Source organism: Porphyromonas sp. COT-108 OH1349, assembly GCF_000768755.1.
Classification (GTDB): Bacteria; Bacteroidota; Bacteroidia; order Bacteroidales; family Porphyromonadaceae; genus Porphyromonas_A; species Porphyromonas_A canoris.
Genome location: NZ_JRAH01000008.1, coordinates 21,584 through 41,157 on the forward strand (window position 1 = coordinate 21,584; position 19,574 = coordinate 41,157).

Below are 19,574 nucleotides of genomic sequence, written 5' to 3' on the forward strand. Positions count from 1 at the left end.
ACATCCTTGCGGAAGCATCCGAAACACCTTCCGCCAACCATGAAAATTCCATGCGCATAGAGAAGTCTATGTGCATGGAATTTTTTTTCGTGGATAAGAGGGAGAAAACTTGCGTACGTACGAAAAAAACTTGCGTGTAGGCACAGAAAAAAATCTAAAGGATTGCTTGGGATGTATCAGAAGATTGTCGGGAAAGCAGTAAAGGATTATCGGAAAAGTGGCGGAGGATTATCAGGGAAGTAGTAAAGGATTAGCAGGAGAGTAAGGGAGGATTGGTAGGGAAGCACTAAAGGTTTCAGGCAAAAGCTCTTGAGGATTCCCTTGAAAGTTCTTGAAAATTGGCAGAAAAGTAACGGAAAATTGGTAGGAAAGCACTAAAGGTTTCAGGCAAAAGCTCTTTAGGATTTCCTTGAAAGCTCTTGAGAATTGGCTGGGAAGTGGTAAAGGATTGGCTGAAAAGTAACAGAAGATTGGTAGGAAAGCACTAAAGGTTTCAGGCAAAAGCTCTTGAGGATTCCCTTGAAAGTTCTTGAGAATTGGCTGAAAAGTAACGGAAGATTGGTAGGAAAGCACTAAAGGTTTCAGGCAAAAGCTCTTGAGGATTCCCTTGAAAGCTCTTAAGGATTTCCTTGAAAGTTCCTGAACATCAATATGAAAGCACCTGAACATTAAATTGAAAGTTATTGAGTAAAAGTTTGAAAGATAATGAGTAATAGTTCTGTTATTATTGATTAATTCTATATTTTACGGCGAGAAACGAATATTTCACGGCGAGAAACGAATATTTCACGGCGAGAAACGAATATTTCACGGCGAGAAATATAGAATTGGTTGGTAAGAAATCAATTTTATGTAAGTTATTTATTAACTTTAGGTCGGTTATTTCTTGACTTTGGGTCGGTTGTTTCTTGACTTCGGGTCGGTTGTTTCTTGACTTCGGGTCGGTTGTTTCTTGACTTCGGGTCGGTTGTTTCTTGACTTCNGGTCGGTTGTTTCTTGACTTCGGGTCGGTTGTTTCTTGACTTCGGGTCGGTTGTTTCTTGACTTCGGGTCGGTTATTTCTTGACTTCGGGTCGGTTGTTTCTTGACTTCGGGTCGGTTATTTCTTGACTTCGGGTCGGTTATTTCTTGACTTCGGGTCGGTTATTTCTTGACTTTGGGTCGGTTGTTTCTTGACTTTGGGTCGGTTGTAACAGAATTTATATTCACTCATTTTTTTATCTGTACCAAATCACTCCTTTACTATGGCTAAGTATGTGATGAGAGAAAATCCCGGACTTTTGGGAGAGGGAGCAAGGAGAAAGGTCCCGAAAATGGTGGTCGAACACCAATACTCGCTGCGAGATTTGGCGGAGGAGATCGCCAAGAGATCGACGTTTTCGGTGGGCGAAGTGGAGGGTTTGATGCTCTCTGTGGCGGATGCTCTCGCGGGGCGGATCGCCGATGGTTATTCTGTCAAGATAGACGGATTGGGGTCGTTTTCGGCAAAGCTCGGCTTGAAGAAGGGCGCAGAGCTTCGGCGACAAAGCGGCAGCATGCCCAATGCGGCGAGCATCGAGATAGCGGGGCTGAACTTCAGGGCGGACAAGGAGCTGCTCCGGAGAGCCAACAACCGGTGCCGGCTGGTGCGCACAAAGGGGCAGAAGTATGCGGATCCGACGGCGGGTAAGGAGGAGCGGCTGGAGATGTTGCTCGGTTTTCTGGAGAGACATTCCTGCATCTCGCTGCAGCAGTATGCGGTGATGACGAGGATGTCGAAGCGGTCGGCAAGAAAGGAGCTGGGAGAGTGGGAGAGCGATAAGCGAATCTTTCGGAGAGGAAAAGGACCGAGCCTGATATTCCTCAGGGCGGGCGAAGATTTTGCTCGTGAGTAGATTATGTTTAATTTTGCCAACTCGAAGGGCTTTTCGCAGCCTCTCGTTGTGTTTTCTTTTGGACGAAAAACAGATATTAAGTAAGGATCAATTCTATGGCAAGAAACCTGGTGATAGTGGAGTCGCCCGCAAAGTCGAAGACTATAAGTAAAATACTGGGAGAAGATTATAAGGTGATGTCCAGCTACGGACACGTCAGAGACCTGAAGAAGAAAGGACTGGGGATAGATATTGAGCATCGGTTCGCTCCGCAATACGAGGTGTCGGAGGATAAGGTCAAAGTGGTGAAGGAGCTGCAAAAAGCCGTGCAGGAGGCAGAAACGGTCTGGCTCGCTTCCGATGAAGACCGCGAGGGAGAAGCCATCGCCTGGCATCTGTATCAGATATTGGGGCTGAAGGACAAACAGACGAAGCGAATCGCTTTCCACGAAATCACGCGAAAGGCTATTCTTGAAGCCTTGGAGTCGCCAAGAGATATAGATTATGACCGTGTGGATGCCCAGCAGGCAAGACGGGTGTTGGACCGAATCGTCGGCTTTGAACTCTCTCCGATCCTGTGGCATAAGGTGCGTCCGGCTCTCAGCGCAGGACGTGTGCAGAGTGCCGCCGTGAGAATCCTTGTCGAAAGAGAGCGCGAGATTCAGGCATTCAAGCCGGAGAGCGGATTCCGAATAGTGGCAGAGCTGAAAAACGCATCGGGGCAAAGCGTGAAAGCAGTAATGGAGCACAGACCGTCGCAGCCCGAACAGGCGGAAGCGGTGCTGAGTGATCTGATCGGATCGAGCTACGTGGTGAGCGATATTCAGGTGAAACCGGGCAAACGGACACCGCCTCCCCCCTTTACGACCTCCACATTGCAGCAGGAAGCTTCTCGTCTGCTCGGATTTTCCGTTACTCAGACAATGGTCGTGGCACAAAGTCTGTACGAGAATGGTCATATCACTTATATGCGTACGGACTCGGTGAATCTCTCTTCTTTTGCCATCGCAACAACGGCAGAGACCATCGAAAAGCTCTATGGCAAGAGCTATGTCAAGAAGAGAAACTTTACGACCAAAACAAAAGGAGCACAAGAGGCACACGAAGCCATCAGACCTACAAACATAGAACACGATACCATCTCCGGAACAAGTGCGGAAAAGAAGCTCTACGACCTTATACGCAAACGGACAATGGCCACGCAGATGAAGGATGCAGAGCTTGAACGTACCGTAGTGGCGGTGAAGACAGCGTCTCCATACCTTTTCTATATACGCGGAGAACAGGTGAGATTCGATGGATTCCTGAAGGTATATCTCGCAGGAACAGATGACGATAACGGCACATCCGCCGATAGGGAAGAGACAGATGCTCTGCTCCCGGCGATGAGTGTCGGCGATGCACTCTCGGCAACCTCCGTGGAAGCAACCCAGAAGTTTACACAACGTCCGGCAAGATATTCCGAAGCGGCTCTGGTGAAGAAGCTGGAGGAGTTGGGTATAGGAAGACCAAGTACCTATGCCCCAACCATTCAGACCATCCAAAAGAGAGAGTACGTGGATAAGCGTACCATACCGGGTGTAGAGAGAGAGTACTGTGTGCTCACTCTGAAAGGCAATAAAATATCCGCCAAGACCAAGCAGGAGTCCTACGGAGCAGATAAGGGCAAGCTTGTCCCTACGGATATAGGAATAGTGGTGAACGACTTCCTTGTGGAGGCTTTCCCTAAGATTCTCTCTTACGACTTTACGGCAAATGTCGAACAGGAGTTTGACGCCATCGCCGAAGGAGAGAAGCCGTGGATAGGCGTCATAGAACAGTTTTACTCGATATTCCATCCCAATGTGGTGGAAGTCATGGAAGCGAAGACAGAACGCAGAGTCGGAGAGCGTTACATAGGAGATGATCCTAAAACAGGCAGACCGATCTATGCTAAGATCGGAAGATTTGGCCCTCTATTGCAGCTGGGTGATGCTCAGCCTGAAGGGGAAAAGCCGACATTCACTTCGATACCTTCTTCTCTGTCTATTGAGACAATATCTTTGGAAGAAGCACTGGAGCTGTTCAGACTTCCTCGCACTCTTGGTGAGTGGAACGAGAAAGAAGTACAAGCAAACAACGGCAGATTTGGCCCTTATGTCCGGTGGGATAAGCTGTTTGTTTCCATCCCGAAAGACATGGATCTGTACACCATAACAATGGAAGAGGCTGTGGCTCTCATCGAGCAGAAGATAGAGTCCGAGAAGAATAAAAGAATAGCCTCTTTTGATACTCCTCAAGGAGAGTTGCTCATCTTAAACGGCAGATACGGTCCTTACATAGAGTACTCCAAGAAAAACTATAAGATACCTAAGGGATATAAGCCCGAAGAGCTTTCTCTTGAAGCTTGTCTGGAACTGGTGGAAGAAGGCTCAAAGAAAAAATCTTCTAAGAAGAGTAGTAAGAAAAACGGATGATACCATATATATTATGTATAGAATCTGCCGCCAAGGAGTGTTCGATGGCTTTGTTGTGCGGAAAAGATGTCGTGGTAAGCAGGGAAGCAGCAGAGGGCGGGCACAATGCCAATCTCTCTACTTTTGCAGATGAACTCATCGCTTTGATCCCTGAAGGTGAGCAGTTAAGTGCCATTGCTGTTGGAGATGGTCCGGGGTCATATACCGGATTGCGTATATCTGCTTCTTTGGCTAAAGGTCTTGCATTCAGCCTGAATGTGCCTCTCATTGCGATCTCTTCTCTTAAGATCTTGGAGGAGAACATTCGTTCTAAATGTTTGGAACTACCCTCCGGTTATGCTATAACTCCCATGCTGGATGCCAGACGCATGGAAATCTATTCGGCTCTCTATCGGGAAGAAGAGGATGCTACTCCTCAAAGCTTTGTGATGGACAAAGAGGAGGATATCAACCGATTTCAAAGATTGGTGAAAGAAGCTTCGATGATCTTCTATGGAGGAGACGGAGCAGAAAAGATCAGACCACTGTTTAACAACTTATTTGCAGACAAAGCAGTCTATGTAGACTCCGTTAAGCTTCATGCCTCGGATATGGCTTCTGCAGCTCTTAAGTGTTGGGATAGTGGTTCTTTTGTGGATCTTGCCTACTGGACACCGAATTATCTCAAAGAATACAATGCTGTCGTAACAAGTAATAAGGTAATCGGAACGATGCCTAACAGCCTGACTCCCGAAGCATAAATTTATTATCTTTACAATCACAGTACTCAATTTATTTGTAATCTAAGTATGAACAAACCTACAATACTTGTAACGGGAGCAACATCAGGAATCGGCAGAGCTACCTGCATATTGTTGGCTCGAAGAATACCGGAGTGCACCATCATTGCAGCCGGAAGAAGGGAGGAGCGTCTGCAAGAGTTGAAGCAGACAATAGAGTCCGAAACATCTTCTCGATGTATTACGTTGAGTTTAGATGTCCGAAATCAGAAAGATGTAGAGGAAAAACTCTCTTCAAACAAGGAGTTTAAGTTGGAAGATATAGACATCCTGATCAATAATGCAGGTCTTGCAGCCGGGCTTTCCACAGTAGATGAAGGTTCTATAGATCATTGGGAGAGAATGATAGATACAAATGTAAAGGGGCTTCTTTACGTATCAAAGCCGATCGTTTCTGCCATGAAGAAAAAGAGAACGGGACACATAATCAATCTCTCTTCTGTTGCCGGGAAAGATGCTTATACCGGTGCCGCGGTGTATTGTGCAACCAAGTTTGGAGTAGAGGCTATTACCAGAGCGATGCGCCAAGAATTGGTCCCTTATCATATTAAAGTGTCTTCCATAGCTCCGGGAGCCGTTAATACAGAGTTTTCTCAAGTACGATTCGATGGAGATAAAGATAAGGCGGATAAAGTTTACATCGGTTTTGATCCACTTTATGCCGAAGATATTGCAGAGTGTATTCTGTTTATTCTCACAGCACCGGATCACGTCAATATCGCGGATATGACAATCCTCCCTAAATCTCAAGCCGATTCTAGAATGATCCACAAAGAGTTATAACTATACGTAACACACAAAAGAATATGATTAAACAAGATGTTATAAAGCCTTACGTGCTCGGTGTTGATATAGGTGGCACCAACACCGTTTATGGAATAGTAGATGCAAGAGGCAATATTGTGCTAAATGGCTCCATAAAGACTGCCACACACTTAGATATCAATGATTATATCCGAGACCTAACTGCAGGAATGCAACTCTTGATAGACCAAGTCGGAGGTAGAGATATGATTAAAGGTATAGGTATAGGAGCTCCTAATGGAAATTTCTTTACCGGCTCCATAGACTTTGCCCCCAATCTTCCGTGGAAAGGGAGAATTATGCTTGCAGATATTATCTCTGAAAAGATGGGAATACCGGTAGCCCTAACCAATGATGCCAATGCAGCAGCCATTGGAGAGATGACTTATGGTGTTGCTCGTGGAATGAAAAACTTTATTGTGATTACATTGGGGACCGGTGTGGGCAGCGGTATTGTCGTGAATGGAACACTTGTATACGGGCACGATGGTTTTGCAGGAGAATTGGGGCATACCATTATCAGACGTAATGGTCGTATTTGTGGCTGTGGACGCAAAGGTTGTTTGGAAACATATACATCGGCAACGGGAGTTGCAAGAACTGCTCGTGAATATCTTGAAATTCGTAAAGAAGACTCTCTGTTAAGAGAGCTCGATATCGAAGATATTACCTCTAAAGATGTATATGACGCAGCAATGAAAGGAGATAAACTTTCTCTCGAAATCTTTGAAGCTACCGGAGCAATTCTTGGAGAGGCATTTGCAGACTTTGTGGCATTTTCTTCACCTGAAGCGATTATTCTCTTTGGTGGTCTTACTAAGGCGGGAGATCTACTTATGGATCCTATAAAGCGGCACATGGAGCTTAATATGCTTCAGATATATAAAGGAAAGACAAAGCTTTTAACGTCAGAGCTTAAAGAGAGTGATGCGGCTGTACTTGGTGCAAGTGCTCTTGGTTGGGAGGCCGACAAGGCTCTTCGTAAAGCAAATAGTGTCGCAGGCGAATAAGAAAGAGAAATTTTCCTGGGGCAATAACAAAAAACGTTCTCTTGTGATATGTTGCAAGAGAACGTTTTCTTTTTGTGTTTTCTATTTATTCTTGTGTATCTACACAGGCTCGAAGGGAGCAGTAGGGCTTGATATACTTCTGTACCAAGATTTGATGAGCTTCATGTTTTGCATAGATGGAGAGAGCACTAAGATCCGCAACTGTGGCAATTAGGATGAAATCGTATTGTTCATTGGGATTGATATTGATTTCTATCCTAAGATCCTGTAGTTCCACTATTTGTTCAGGTAGATTATGAAAGTCTTTCTGAATATCTTTCAGTAGTCCTCGTTTCTTTTCCTCTGATATTTCGGTTTGAAATCCAAAGAGTACATAGTGTTTTAGAGCCATATCTATACTGTTTATCTATGAATATTTACATAAACTCTGCTTCATCAATTATAGAATCTTTATACCCCAAGAAATAGAGGATACCATCCAATCCTATGGTAGAGATAGACTGTTTGGCGGTCGCTTTTACTTTTGGTTTAGCATGAAATGCAATACCGAGACCGGCTGTAGCAATCATCGGGAGGTCATTAGCTCCATCTCCCACCGCTACTGTTTGTCTGATATCTACCTTTTCTACTTGAGCTATAAGCTTCATTAGTTCGGCTTTTCTCTTTCCATCAATAATGTCTCCAAGATGTCTGCCTGTGAGCTTACCATCTTTTATTTCAAGCTCATTCGCATAGACATAATCTATCTGATATTTATTGGCAAGGTATTGCCCGAAGTAAGTAAATCCTCCGGAGAGTATTGCAATCTTAAATCCGACCTTTTTTAGTATTTTCATTACTCTGTCCACACCTTCCGTGATAGGTAGATTTTCTGCGATATCTGCCATTACAGATACATCAAGACCTTTCAACAAGGCCACTCTTCTGATAAAACTTTCGTTGAAATCTATCTCACCACGCATGGCTGATTCCGTAATTGCTCGGACTTCCTCTCCAACACCGGCACGATCGGCAAGTTCGTCTATTACTTCAGTCTCTATCAAAGTAGAATCCATATCGAAGCAGATTAGGCGGCGCATTCTTCGGAACATGCTCTCTTGCTGAAAAGAGACATCTATACCAAGATTTGCTGAGATATTCATAAACTCTTTCTGAAGAGCTCCAAGGTCTTTAGGTGTTCCTCGAACAGAGATTTCTATACTAGCTTTCGGTACTCGTTCTTTCTCTTCAAGAGGGATACGACCTGTTAGACGCTTTATATTATCTATGTTCATGCCTTGTAGCGCGATAGCATCCGTAATCTTAGCTACCATGTCCGCTGTAATTCTTTTTGCCAGGATGGTGATGATATATCGGTTTTTGCCTTGCATGCCAACCCAGTGATTGTAGTCTTCAATTTTCACGGGAGTAAAGTTGACGTGGATGTTCATCTCATTGGCTTTAAACAAAAGATCTTTCAGTATATCCCCGGAACGATGCTCTTCGGTAAGAAACATTATCCCTAAACTGAGATGACTGTGAATATCTGCCTGACCAATATCGAGAATTGTAGCTTCATGGCTTGCCAGAATAGAAGTAAATCCTGCTGTAACTCCTGGTCTGTCCTTTCCACTGAAAATAGCCAATATGATTTGGGTGTTTGTATTCATAGATTTTGATTGTTTTATTTCAGTTACTCACCAAATTTAGGCATTTTATTCGCATTAAGATCCAAGAAAAGATGAATACTTTGCTAAGATTGTATTACAAAAGTAGATAGTTTCAATAAAAGCTATTCTGGTTACATTCTTCTAACAAAGTGCCGAGAAATATCATTTATAAAGAAAAGACGTCTGCCATCCGAGAGATGACAAACGTCTTTAGATAACGAATCTTATATGCTTTATTTCACAAAAGAGACTTCATCCACAAGATATTTACTCTTGCCCCACATGTCTATTACCCACATAACATAGCGGATATCAACAGATATAGTACGTTGCATATTGGCTTCAAACTCGATATCACCACTCATTGCTTCCCAGTTGCCGTCAAAAGCAAGACCGATAAGATCTCCATTTTTATTGAAGACAGGGCTACCTGAGTTACCTCCGGTTATATCATTATCGGACAAGAAGCATAGTCGGAGATTACCCTTCTTATCAGCATAGCGTCCGAAGCTTTTCTTTGAAAGAAGGTCTAAGATTTCAGGCTGTACTCTAAACTCGGATACAGAAGGATCTTGTTTTTCAAAAATTCCTGCTGATGTTGTGTAGTAGTCGTACCATCCTGCATCATAAGGTTTGTATCCGGATACACTACCATAGCTCATTCTCATGGTAAAGTTGGCATCAGATGGCAGAGCCTTCTTAGGATCTTTTTCTCTCAATCCTGCAAAGAATAGTCTTTCCCCTTTAAGAAGAGATCCTCTATAAGGAGCCATCATATCAGAAAGTTTATGCATCTCATCTATAAAGCTTGTACGAAGAGCTACCACCGGATCTTTTTGATAAGCTTCATCATTAAACTCTGGATTGGCAAGTGCTTGTTGGAAACGTTCTTTGCTCACAAAGACAGAGTTACCATAGATGAAAGCTGTATACTTATCCAAATCTCCTCCAAAGTCTGCATCTATGGTTTTGTAGATACTTGGCAGATATTCAGGAGCGACATTCTCTTTCACGACTCTAAGCATGACAGGCAGCGTTGCTTTCGCCACTTTTGGAGAGAAATCTTTATACATAGCATCAAGATTGGCCTTGCGAGCAGCTTCCGGTTTGATAGCGAATCTAACCACTTCAAAACCACTGTATGCTTCGCTTATATATTGTAGATTTCTGGTGTATTCTCCCATCTTCTCAATAGGAATGCGAAGGCTATCCAAAACGAATCCATATTTTGCTTTGCGTTCAGGAGTAGATGCTGCAAAGCGAGCAAAGTCTTTTTCTATCTTTTGTTTTTCAGTTATGACATTAAGACGACGAAGTCCTTTATTCATACCGATAGAGTTTTTCCAATAGTTTGAACTGAGTGCGTACTTATCTGAGTATTGAATACGGATAGCTTGTTCTTTTTCCATGAAGCTTTTCCAAACATCCTGTTTCAAACCACGAACTTCTATTCTCGGAGTATTTTCATTCTTAATAAGATTTTCTACTCCCCAAGAGCTGAGATATCTGTTGGTTCTTCCCGGAAAGCCAATAGTCATGGCATAATCTTTTTCGCTAACACCGGACAAAGAGATCTTTGCAAATGCTTTTGGCTTGAAAGGTTTGTTGTTGGCATTGTATGCTGCAGGGCGATTATTGGCATCAGCATACACTCTGAAGACCGAGAAGTCTCCTGTATGGCGAGGCCACATCCAGTTGTCTGTATCACCTCCAAACTTACCGATTGAAGAAGGTGGAGCAAATACCATACGAACATCCTTGAAAACATCGTATGATATGAGATAGTACTTATTGTTGTTGTAGAAAGGATATACTTTTGCCGTAGTGTTTGGCTCCTTTTCTACCTCCTTTTCAATTTTTGCAATCTCCGCTTGAATAGCTTTGATACGAGCCATCTCATCTGTGATGCCTTCAACTGCTTTCAAGATCTTGTCGGTAATATCCTCTGTTCCTCTAAGATACTGGACTGTAAGACCCGGAACAGGAAGTTCTTGATTTAGGGCATGAGAAACAAATCCATCCCGAAGATAATCATGTTCTACCGAGCTGAGTTGCTGAATGGAAGAGTACCCACAGTGATGGTTTGTAAATATTAGCCCCTGATTAGATACAGTAATACCGGTACATCCACGACCGAATATTACCACCGAATTGTGTAGCGCAGGAGCGTTTTCATTGTAAAGCTTGTCGAATGCCATGGTAAAACCAAGCTGACGCATTCTGTCTCGATTCTCTTTGTTCAGCTCTTTCAGAATCCACATACCCTTGTCTGCTTTTGCAGCAGGAGCTAAAAGGAATAGAGCCGCTAAGAGAAGAAATGTTCTTTTCATGCTGAGTTAGTATTAAGTAGTTAGAAAATAGTTTTTACGTTTGTTATTCTTTAGATGAGATCTCTATTTCTGCTCCGGGCAATCTTTCATTGAGCCAGCTTTTTAGTCTTTGTCTATTCTCATCAGAAATTTTGTTGCCATTTGTATAGAGACCTATTCTTACTATTTGAGATCTTTTTAAGGAGTCCAAGCTGATATGATACATTTTACCGAATGTTGCCCTGGTAACTTCCGGATAAAGTGTTCGGAGATCTCGTGATATTTGATCAATATCTTTAGCCAACTGCTCTGCAGAAGCAAGTTGATATTCTAAAGAGTCTATTCTAAGTTGTTGATATTTTATTACAGAAGAGTTATCTTGCTTTACGTCATCTATGATACTACTCTTGAGACCTGCCATATCAGCCTTACCAAATCCTTGACGTACGACGAGAGTTGTATTACGAAGTCCATACTCACTCAGTTTATCACGAAGTTCTGCAATGGTTTGTTCCGAAAGCTCATTTCCCAAGAGAGACACAGAAAGAACATTTCCATCCTTCTTCTTAGAGGATTCATAGCTTAGAAGGTAAGTGCCATCAAACTGAAATTCATTTTTTATAAACTTCACTTGCGACTCTTCATAATAGTTCCGCTGAATGAGTTGGTATCCTAAAACCACACTTGGAACAATGGTACATATTACGATGCTTAGAACCATCCTGTTTACTCGAGTTTCTCTTGCTTTATCTACAAACGTTTTGCGAGGATAGTTCATAATCCTCACACCCAAAAAAGTAGCAAGACCGATGAAAACAGTATTTATGATATAGAGGTAAAATGCTCCGAAAAAGAAATTTAGCTGACCTGTCCCGATACCATATCCGGCAGTACAGAGTGGAGGCATAAGAGCTGTCGCAATGGCAACTCCGGGGATAACATTCCCTTTCGATTTTGTTGCACCTGCTATTAGCCCTGCAATACCTCCTACAAAAGCTATCAAAACATCGTAGATATTGGGTTGGGTCCTTGCAAGAAGTTCACTTTGAACTGAAGAGATGGGAGAAATAAAAAAGAAGATTGTAGAAGTCAGAATGCTAAACACAGTAGCCATAAGGAAGTTCCTGATGCTTCTTCTAACAAGATCAAAGTCAGAAATACCTAATCCCAGTCCTAAACCGACTATTGGTCCCATTAAAGGAGAAATAAGCATGGCTCCTATAATCACAGCGGTAGAATTGGTGTTAAGCCCCAATGAAGCTATAAAAATAGCACAGATTAGAATCCACATTTTTGTTCCCTTAAAGTCTACATCATTTTTGAGAGACTCTATGGTTTCGTATTCATTTTCTCTTTCTCCCTTTATGTCAAAGTATGAGCGTATATATTGTATAAAAGACTGCTTTTCAGTGTTCATGTCAATCGTTATTATAAGACTTTTTGAACTTGTTTATATTCGAGAGTTAAACCTATTGCAGCATAGGCTAATAAGAGAATAGTCCTTACAGACAGAACGAAGATATTATTGGTTTCACCCGGGAAAGAGAAACCTATGAGATAGATGGCGGTACAGACTAAGCCGATAATGAGTAGCTTTTTTACGTCATACTCTATCCTGTAAACTTTTCGTCCTATCAGATAGGAAAGAATCATCATCAGTGTATTACAAGCCAATGATGCCCACGCACAAGCCATATACCCATACATTGGAGTAAATAAGACTATGATACCGACGGTTACAATAAGTCCGATAAAGGAGAAGATGGCTCCGAAATATGTTTTATCACTAAGCTTATACCAAATGGAAAGATTATAGTATACTCCAAAAAAGAGTTCACCTAAAAGAACAAGAGGAACAATTCTAAGCCCTTCATAGTATTGGGGTGTAACGATATGCTTGAATATATCGATATAGAAAGTAACCCCCAGAAAAATACAAGAAGTGAATAGAACGAAGAAGTTCATAGCTACTCTGTAAGCCCCATACTCGTCTTTCTTCTTCATCTTTGAGAAGACAAAAGGGTCGTAAGCAAAGCGAAAAGCCTGAATAAACATCACCATGACAACGCATATCTTAAGACACCCTCCGTATATCCCGAGCTGTGTCATGGCAATATCTCTATCCTCTATCATGTAGGGAAGCAGTATCGGACCGGCCATTTTATTAAAGTTCCCGGCCAAACCTAACAGCATTAAAGGGAAGCAGTAATGTATCATCCCTTTCCAAAGTATCTTATTAAAACCTTTTATTGCAGGTCTAAGTATAGGAAGCATCAGCAGTGTTTGCAATGATGTGGAGAGAAGATTAGATACAAAGATGTATCCCACCCCATATTCCGGACGATAAAACCAATCTACAAGACCCGGATTATGCTCCAAAAGATATGGACAAGCCAAAAAGAAAAACAGGTTGAAAAAGATATTGAAAGCTATAAAAGCCAGCTTGTAGAAAGCAAAAAGCTTAGGTCTGTGCTGCTGTCTCAAATAAGCAAAAGGGATAGATAAGATAGCATCCATCGCTGCTATCACACAGAAAATCGCAATAAAATCCGTGTGTGATGCGTATCCCAAGACTCCTGCAATGTCTTGAACAAAGATCAGAGAAAGAATCGTGAAGAATATGGTCGTTCCAAAAACACTCTTAAAGGCAGTTGCATAGACTTCCTGTTGTCTCGGATAAGTCTGCATGAAACGGAAAAGCCCCGTTTCCATGCCATAAGTAAGAACAACCAAGATAACGCTTATCCATGCGTATAAATTGGTTACCATACCATATTCTGCCGTAGTGGAGAGGACGCGTATATAGAATGGAGCCAATAACCAATTAAGAAAACGCCCGATGATATTGGTCATACCATATATTACGGTATCCTTAACCAAAGACTTCATACCGAGGCTGCTCATAGAATCTTTCTTTCTATAATTCGTTAAATAGGGGCATCTCTTTAGGCGAGACTATACGACCAAAATGTCCGTATGCCATTTTGGTAACTTCTCGTCCACGAGGTGTCCGTTTTAGGAATCCTTCTTTTATGAGAAAAGGCTCGTACACCTCTTCAACCGTTCCCGGATCTTCGCCTATTGCAGTAGCTATCGTGGTAAGTCCCACAGGACCACCGGAAAACTTATCCATAATACATGTGAGTATTTTGTGGTCTATATGATCAAGTCCGTGCTTGTCTATATTGAGTGCTTCAAGAGCAATGTGAGCAATCTCTTTATCTATCGCACCTGTCCCACGAACTTGAGCAAAATCCCTTACCCTACGCAGCAAAGCATTGGCAATACGTGGAGTACATCTGCTACGGGATGCTATCTCTATTGCAGCTTCATGATCACAAGGCACATCAAGGATATTGGCACTCCTTTCCACTATACCACAAAGAGTATTGGTATCATAATACTCCAAGTGCATATTTATCCCGAATCTTGCTCTTAGGGGAGCAGTTAGAAGTCCGCTCCTTGTAGTAGCTCCAATGAGAGTAAACGGATTAAGGTCTATCTGAATACTCCGTGCTCCGGGGCCTTTATCTATCATGATATCTATCCGGTAATCTTCCATGGCGGAGTATAAATACTCCTCAACGATAGGGGAGAGCCGATGTATTTCATCAATAAACAGGACATCGTGAGCCTCCAAGGAGGTAAGCACACCTGCCAAATCTCCGGGTTTATCGAGTACCGGACCTGATGTTACTTTGAAACCTACACCAAGTTCGTTGGCGATAATCTGGGAAAGTGTTGTCTTTCCCAATCCGGGAGGCCCGTGCAGCAAAACATGGTCGAGAGCTTCATTCCGCATCTTTGCCGCCATGACAAAGACCTTCAGATTCTCAACCACATTATCCTGTCCCTTAAAGCCTTCAAAAGAAAGAGGTCTCAACGCATGGTCTGCATCGTCTCTTCCCATTGGACTTGCTGAACGACGGATATCAAATTCCGAAGACGTAATATTGTTCATCTGTATCTGCTACATTCCGGGGAGCTTCCATTCTGCCCCGTCTTTAGTATCCTTGATCTCAAATCCCAGCTTAGCCAGCTCGTCTCGTATCTTATCGGAAGTTGCCCAGTCCTTTTCAGACTTCGCTTTTGCCCGTATTTGGAGCAAAAGTTCCATAGCTCCGGCAAAAGCATCCGTATGTGCCTTTGAAACCTCACTTCCCGGCTTCTTCATTCCAAGCATATCAAAGAGGAAAGTATCAAACAGCTCTTTGAGAGACTCTATCTGCTCTGCGGTTAAAGATTTGCCGGGCTCTGCTTTTGCTGTATTGATTACCTTTGTTGCATCAAACAGGTGAGCAATGACGACCGGACTGTTCAAGTCATCGTTAAGAGCCTCATAACAAAGCTCCTTGTAGCTGGGAAGATCCACACTCTTACTGCTTATTGCTTTAAGAGACTCCAAAGCAAGATAAGCGTCCAACAGGCGTTCCAATCCTTTCGAGGAGGCTTGAAGGGCTTCATTGCTAAAGTCCACAGTGCTTCTGTAATGGGCTTGCAGCATGAAGAAACGAATGGTCATTGCATCGTATGGCTGTTCAAGCAGCTCGTGAGAACCAGCAAAAAACTGCTCAAGAGTAATGAAGTTGCCAAGACTTTTGCCCATTTTCTGCCCATTTATGGTAACCATATTATTGTGTACCCAGTAGCGAACCATCGGCTTGCCTTGTGCAGCAACAGCTTGGGCTATCTCACACTCATGGTGAGGGAATATCAAGTCCATTCCACCCCCATGTATATCGAAAGTTTCCCCCAGATATTTGCGTCCCATAGCGGTACACTCGCAATGCCATCCGGGGAATCCGATACTCCATGGAGCTTTCCATCTCATGATGTGTTCCGGTTGAGCCTTTTTCCAGAGAGCGAAATCTATACTCTGTCTTTTCTCTCCCTGCCCGTCCAGTTCACGAGTATTAGACATCATATCCTCGATGTTACGTCGAGACAGAACTCCATATTTGTAAGTCTTATGATATTTCTCTACATCGAAATAGATAGAACCTTCACTCTCATAAGCAAATCCGTTGTTCAAGATCTCCTGAGTAAGGTCTATCTGCTCCATAATATGCCCACTTGCCAAAGGCTCTATACTTGGAGGAAGAACATTCAAAGCATCCATTACTCTATGGTATTGGGTGAGATAGTATTGCACAACCTCCATCGGTTCTATCTGTTCCAATCGTGCCTTCTTCGCTATTTTGTCTTCTCCCTCATCGGCATCATGCTCCAAATGACCCACATCCGTAATATTACGGACATACCTCACCTTATAGCCGATATGCTTCAGATAACGAAACAGGAGGTCGAAAGTAACAGCCGGTCTCGCATGTCCGAGATGCGCATCGCCATAAACGGTCGGACCGCAAACGTACATTCCAACGTGTGGAAAGTGAGATGGCACAAAGCGTTCTTTATCTCTTATAAGGGTATTATATAGCATCAATGGAGCTTCTGTATGTTCCGGAGTGCTCATATGTTTTTCTATTATTTCGTCTGTTTGTTATTAACTCTATTCTATATCCTTACAAAGATAGTTAGTTTTTATCCATAATGCGAGACATCACAATGATATTTGCCTCATAAGGTTGCAATTGTAAAGGCAGGTATATGGATTCAGATATGGAATAAGTTGTTTTCTTACCGCTAAGCAGCATTTCTACGCTCCAGATTGACCGGTTTTGAAGCCCCATCATATCCAGTGCATCCTTAGGTATTTCGTACTTTGTGCTTATAGGAGAATGGGAAAAGTTTGCCGCTACAATGGCTATCTTTGGGGGATTGGACTGATCCCATCTCAAGAATAGAGCCACTTCGTTTTTCTCTTGCGCCGGAAGAGGCAAAATATGATTCAAATCATAGTAATGAGGAGAGCTGAAAACCTTTCTATCCGTCTTCGCATTGAGAAGGATCTTATACTTCTCTCTCAATATCTTGTCTGTATTCTGATCTTCACCATCTCTGTCAGCTTTCCATTTCTGGAGTTTAGGGAGACTCCAATAGTCGAATATCGTGGTGCGACCATCCTGTCCGCTAAATCCTTCTGCGTCCATGCCTTGTTCTCCCAACTCTTGTACAAAATAGGTCATTACCGCAGAGCTGTCTGCCAATGTGCTTACAACCATTGCTGGAAAAGCCTTTTCCCCACAGCTTGATACGAAAGCGGAAGCAAGCCGTTGCTCGTCATGATTTTCCATAAATCGTAGCAGGTGAGAAGAGATGATATGCTGACGAGAAACAATATCTTTTATTGAAGATGTATTTGCCCCTTTTTTGAGGATGGATATGAGACAGTCGTATAACCCCACTTTGTCGTATAGGTAGTCGAATCCTCCCTCTTGAATAAACTCTTCATACCTGTTTTCGGAATAGATTTCTGCGATAAAAATGATATTGGGATACCTTGATTTTACTCTTTCTATACACCATTTCCAGAACTCTAAAGGTACCATTTCTGCCATGTCACACCTGAAACCATCTACTCCTTTACTACTCCAGAAAAGAAGGATTTCCAGCATCTTGCTCCATGTATCCGGGATCGGAGAGAAGTGTGAACACCTTCCGTTGGCATAGTCTACACCATAGTTCAACTTTACTGTCTCGTACCAATCTCCGGAAGATGGCGCATTTACAAAACAATCATTCCCCGTTGCCTTTGCCGGAAATTCAGAATAAGAAGAGTCGTTTTCTCCCGATATGTGTTGCAAAGATAGTGGCTGCCCCGGAATGTAGTAAAAGTTGTTTTGGGGAGAGAATGCCAAATCGGTATCATCTTTTTTTCCAAAATCGGAACAATTTTCCGGTTTGGCATCCGATACATATTGCCTTGCGACATGATTTGGAACAAAATCTATTATCACTTTAAGTCCGGCATCATGTGTCCGGGATACCAAAGACTCAAACTCCTGCATACGTTGAGGAACTTTTTCTGCAAGGTCAGGATCTACATCGTAATAGTCTTTTACCGCATAGGGAGAGCCTGCTTTTCCCTTTACGATACATGGATTGTCTTCTGCTATGCCGAATTCGGCGTAAGATGTTTGGGTTGCATGTTCCAAAATGCCGGTGTACCAAATATGCGTGATGCCAAGCTCCTTTATGGATTGTAAGTCGATGGCAGAAATATCATTGAACTTTCCGCATCCGTTAGTTCGGATATCTCCGTTCGGTTCTCTGTTTTGAGACGTATTGCCCCAAATTCTTGGAAGTAATTGATATATGGATATGCTCATTTTTCAGTCTGTTTACTCATTTCTTTTTCCCACTTTAGAATCTTTCTTTTTATCCTGACTCCCCAGGCAAAACCTCCTATCGAACCATCTTTAGCCAGAACTCTATGGCATGGGATGAGGAAAGCTATCGGATTACGCCCTATGGCAGTCCCGGTTGCTCGTACAGCTTTCGGATGTCCTGCACGTTCAGCTATATCGCTGTAGCTGCGGGTCTCTCCCAATGGTATCTCCAAAAGAGCGCTCCAAACCTTATGCATGAACGGTGTCCCGGGTAAATTCGCCGTCTTTGGAATGGGAGACTCATGAATTAAAGACAGAATGAAAGAGTCGGATTTGGGAATAATTCTTTCTCTAATCCAAATGGTAACATACTCCGAAACAGAAAGAGAAATAATGGTATCGCCATCGAATGTCGGTATCATATAGCCAAAAGACGTTTTCCATATCTCTTGCCTGTGTCGCTTTTGATTCATGATAGAAAGTCTCTTTTTGTTTAGTTTGTAAAGATACTAAAATCCATTTTGCTCGGAAGAAATGTCATGTCTCCGGTTTCTACACCCCGGCTTGTCAAAGTTTATCCAAGACTCAAAACAGCTGGTTTAGTTCGGCAGAATTATTTTAGGAACAAGGAAGAAGACCGATGTGCTTTTGGAGGAGCGCATCGGTCTTTTTATATAAAAACGTCATGCGGAAAACGGAGGGAAAAAGAGGCAATTTTGGGTTTGGAGAAGGCGAATTTGTCAAGTCGTTTTAGAGTAAAATGTTTTGAATGAAAGCGATATGGGAAAATCTCATCTTCGGAGAAAAAATTTTCTCAGTCCGTTTGATGGGGCTTTTTCGCGTTAATAGGTGTGAAATTTAACACCTTTACCTGTAAATGTTTCCTAATAAAGAAATTTGCCTTTTTGGGTACATTTTAGGATGAAAATACATAAAATGCTGATGTATAGCGTTTTAATGATTTTGGCTAAACACGTTAATCGAATCTGGTAAACGTGTTTAATGAAATCGGTAAACGTGTTCATTGAAAAATTAAACACGTTAAGCCGAAAGAATATGCTCGTTTAGCGTTTTTGGTGAACAGGTATTAAAATTTGTGTTAATAAAACGGGCTGGTTTAACAAGTCCGCCACCCCTCCGGAAACGACCCCTCCGATCAAAATAGAGAGCCGTAAAAATCGGGGAGAGCATCGGTATGGAATATATAAAAATGACCTTCAGGGTTGGAGAGAAATGTGTCCGAAGAGGGGGATACATTATTTATATATATAGGCGAGAGCTGTTGGAGAGTGGAAATAGCGGTTTTCGATAAAATGTTTGATTCTCTTCAGTCTTGAAAACAAGCGGATTAAGTGCTGTTTTGGGAGTGCTGTTTGATATGTTTGTCTATCTTTTGTTAGTAAAGTTTGGTAGAATGAAAAACTCTTTCTAACTTTGCACCCACGAAACGGGAGAGCGGATCTCCTGTGAGGAATACGAGATCAT

14 protein-coding genes are annotated in these 19,574 nt (G+C 42.6%); 5 read left to right on the forward strand and 9 right to left on the reverse strand.

The window, feature by feature from the left end; all coding sequences use genetic code 11:
* Positions 1–1,244: 1,244 nt before the first annotated feature.
* The 5 genes from JT26_RS01420 (at position 1,245) to JT26_RS01440 (ending at position 6,902) form a co-directional block, all read left to right on the forward strand.
* Positions 1,245–1,874 (forward strand): HU family DNA-binding protein, encoded by a 630-nt coding sequence (locus JT26_RS01420; RefSeq protein WP_036845093.1) that lies wholly within the window; start codon positions 1,245–1,247, stop codon positions 1,872–1,874.
* A gap of 95 nt (positions 1,875–1,969) precedes the next feature.
* Positions 1,970–4,309, forward strand: coding sequence for a type I DNA topoisomerase (gene topA, locus JT26_RS01425; RefSeq protein ID WP_036845096.1), 2,340 nt, complete (start codon positions 1,970–1,972; stop codon positions 4,307–4,309).
* Positions 4,306–5,049: a tRNA (adenosine(37)-N6)-threonylcarbamoyltransferase complex dimerization subunit type 1 TsaB gene (gene tsaB / locus JT26_RS01430; RefSeq protein ID WP_052110281.1), complete on the forward strand. Its 744-nt coding sequence runs from the start codon at positions 4,306–4,308 to the stop codon at positions 5,047–5,049. Before topA ends, tsaB begins: the two co-directional genes overlap by 4 nt.
* Before the next feature lie 48 nt (positions 5,050–5,097).
* A complete protein-coding gene (locus tag JT26_RS01435; RefSeq protein ID WP_036845099.1) occupies positions 5,098–5,871 on the forward strand; it encodes an SDR family NAD(P)-dependent oxidoreductase in 774 nt (257 codons plus the stop codon).
* 23 nt (positions 5,872–5,894) lie between these two features.
* Entirely contained in the window at positions 5,895–6,902 is a 1,008-nt protein-coding gene (locus JT26_RS01440) for an ROK family protein (protein ID WP_036845102.1), read from the forward strand.
* A gap of 85 nt (positions 6,903–6,987) precedes the next feature.
* Here the strand turns inward: JT26_RS01440 and JT26_RS01445 are convergent, their stop codons facing one another.
* The 9 genes from JT26_RS01445 to JT26_RS10055 all read right to left on the reverse strand — a co-directional run bounded on the left by JT26_RS01445 (position 6,988) and on the right by JT26_RS10055 (position 18,562).
* Complete coding sequence (locus tag JT26_RS01445) at positions 6,988–7,293, reverse strand: Dabb family protein (RefSeq protein WP_036788990.1); 306 nt, start codon at positions 7,291–7,293, stop codon at positions 6,988–6,990.
* Between the two features lie 25 nt (positions 7,294–7,318).
* Positions 7,319–8,551 carry a phosphoserine phosphatase SerB gene (gene serB / locus JT26_RS01450; RefSeq protein ID WP_036845105.1) on the reverse strand — a complete coding sequence of 411 codons (1,233 nt, stop codon included), beginning with the start codon at positions 8,549–8,551 and terminating at the stop codon, positions 7,319–7,321.
* Positions 8,552–8,784: 233 nt separating this feature from the next.
* Positions 8,785–10,881 carry a S46 family peptidase gene (locus JT26_RS01455; RefSeq protein ID WP_036845108.1) on the reverse strand — a complete coding sequence of 699 codons (2,097 nt, stop codon included), beginning with the start codon at positions 10,879–10,881 and terminating at the stop codon, positions 8,785–8,787.
* 43 nt (positions 10,882–10,924) lie between these two features.
* Positions 10,925–12,277: a TIGR00341 family protein gene (locus JT26_RS01460; RefSeq protein WP_036845111.1), complete on the reverse strand. Its 1,353-nt coding sequence runs from the start codon at positions 12,275–12,277 to the stop codon at positions 10,925–10,927.
* 11 nt (positions 12,278–12,288) lie between these two features.
* Complete coding sequence (locus JT26_RS01465) at positions 12,289–13,764, reverse strand: oligosaccharide flippase family protein (RefSeq protein ID WP_036845115.1); 1,476 nt, start codon at positions 13,762–13,764, stop codon at positions 12,289–12,291.
* A 13-nt stretch (positions 13,765–13,777) separates the two neighbouring features.
* Positions 13,778–14,821, reverse strand: a complete 1,044-nt coding sequence (gene ruvB / locus JT26_RS10580; RefSeq protein ID WP_369793997.1) for a Holliday junction branch migration DNA helicase RuvB — start codon at positions 14,819–14,821, stop codon at positions 13,778–13,780.
* Between the two features lie 9 nt (positions 14,822–14,830).
* On the reverse strand, positions 14,831–16,333 hold the full coding sequence (gene cysS / locus JT26_RS10585; RefSeq protein WP_036845117.1) for a cysteine--tRNA ligase: 1,503 nt from the start codon (positions 16,331–16,333) through the stop codon (positions 14,831–14,833).
* Positions 16,334–16,394: 61 nt separating this feature from the next.
* Entirely contained in the window at positions 16,395–18,089 is a 1,695-nt protein-coding gene (locus tag JT26_RS01480) for an alpha-amylase family protein (RefSeq protein WP_036845120.1), read from the reverse strand.
* Entirely contained in the window at positions 18,086–18,562 is a 477-nt protein-coding gene (locus tag JT26_RS10055; protein WP_052110282.1) for a methylated-DNA--[protein]-cysteine S-methyltransferase, read from the reverse strand. Before JT26_RS10055 ends, JT26_RS01480 begins: the two co-directional genes overlap by 4 nt.
* Positions 18,563–19,574 lie beyond the last annotated feature (1,012 nt).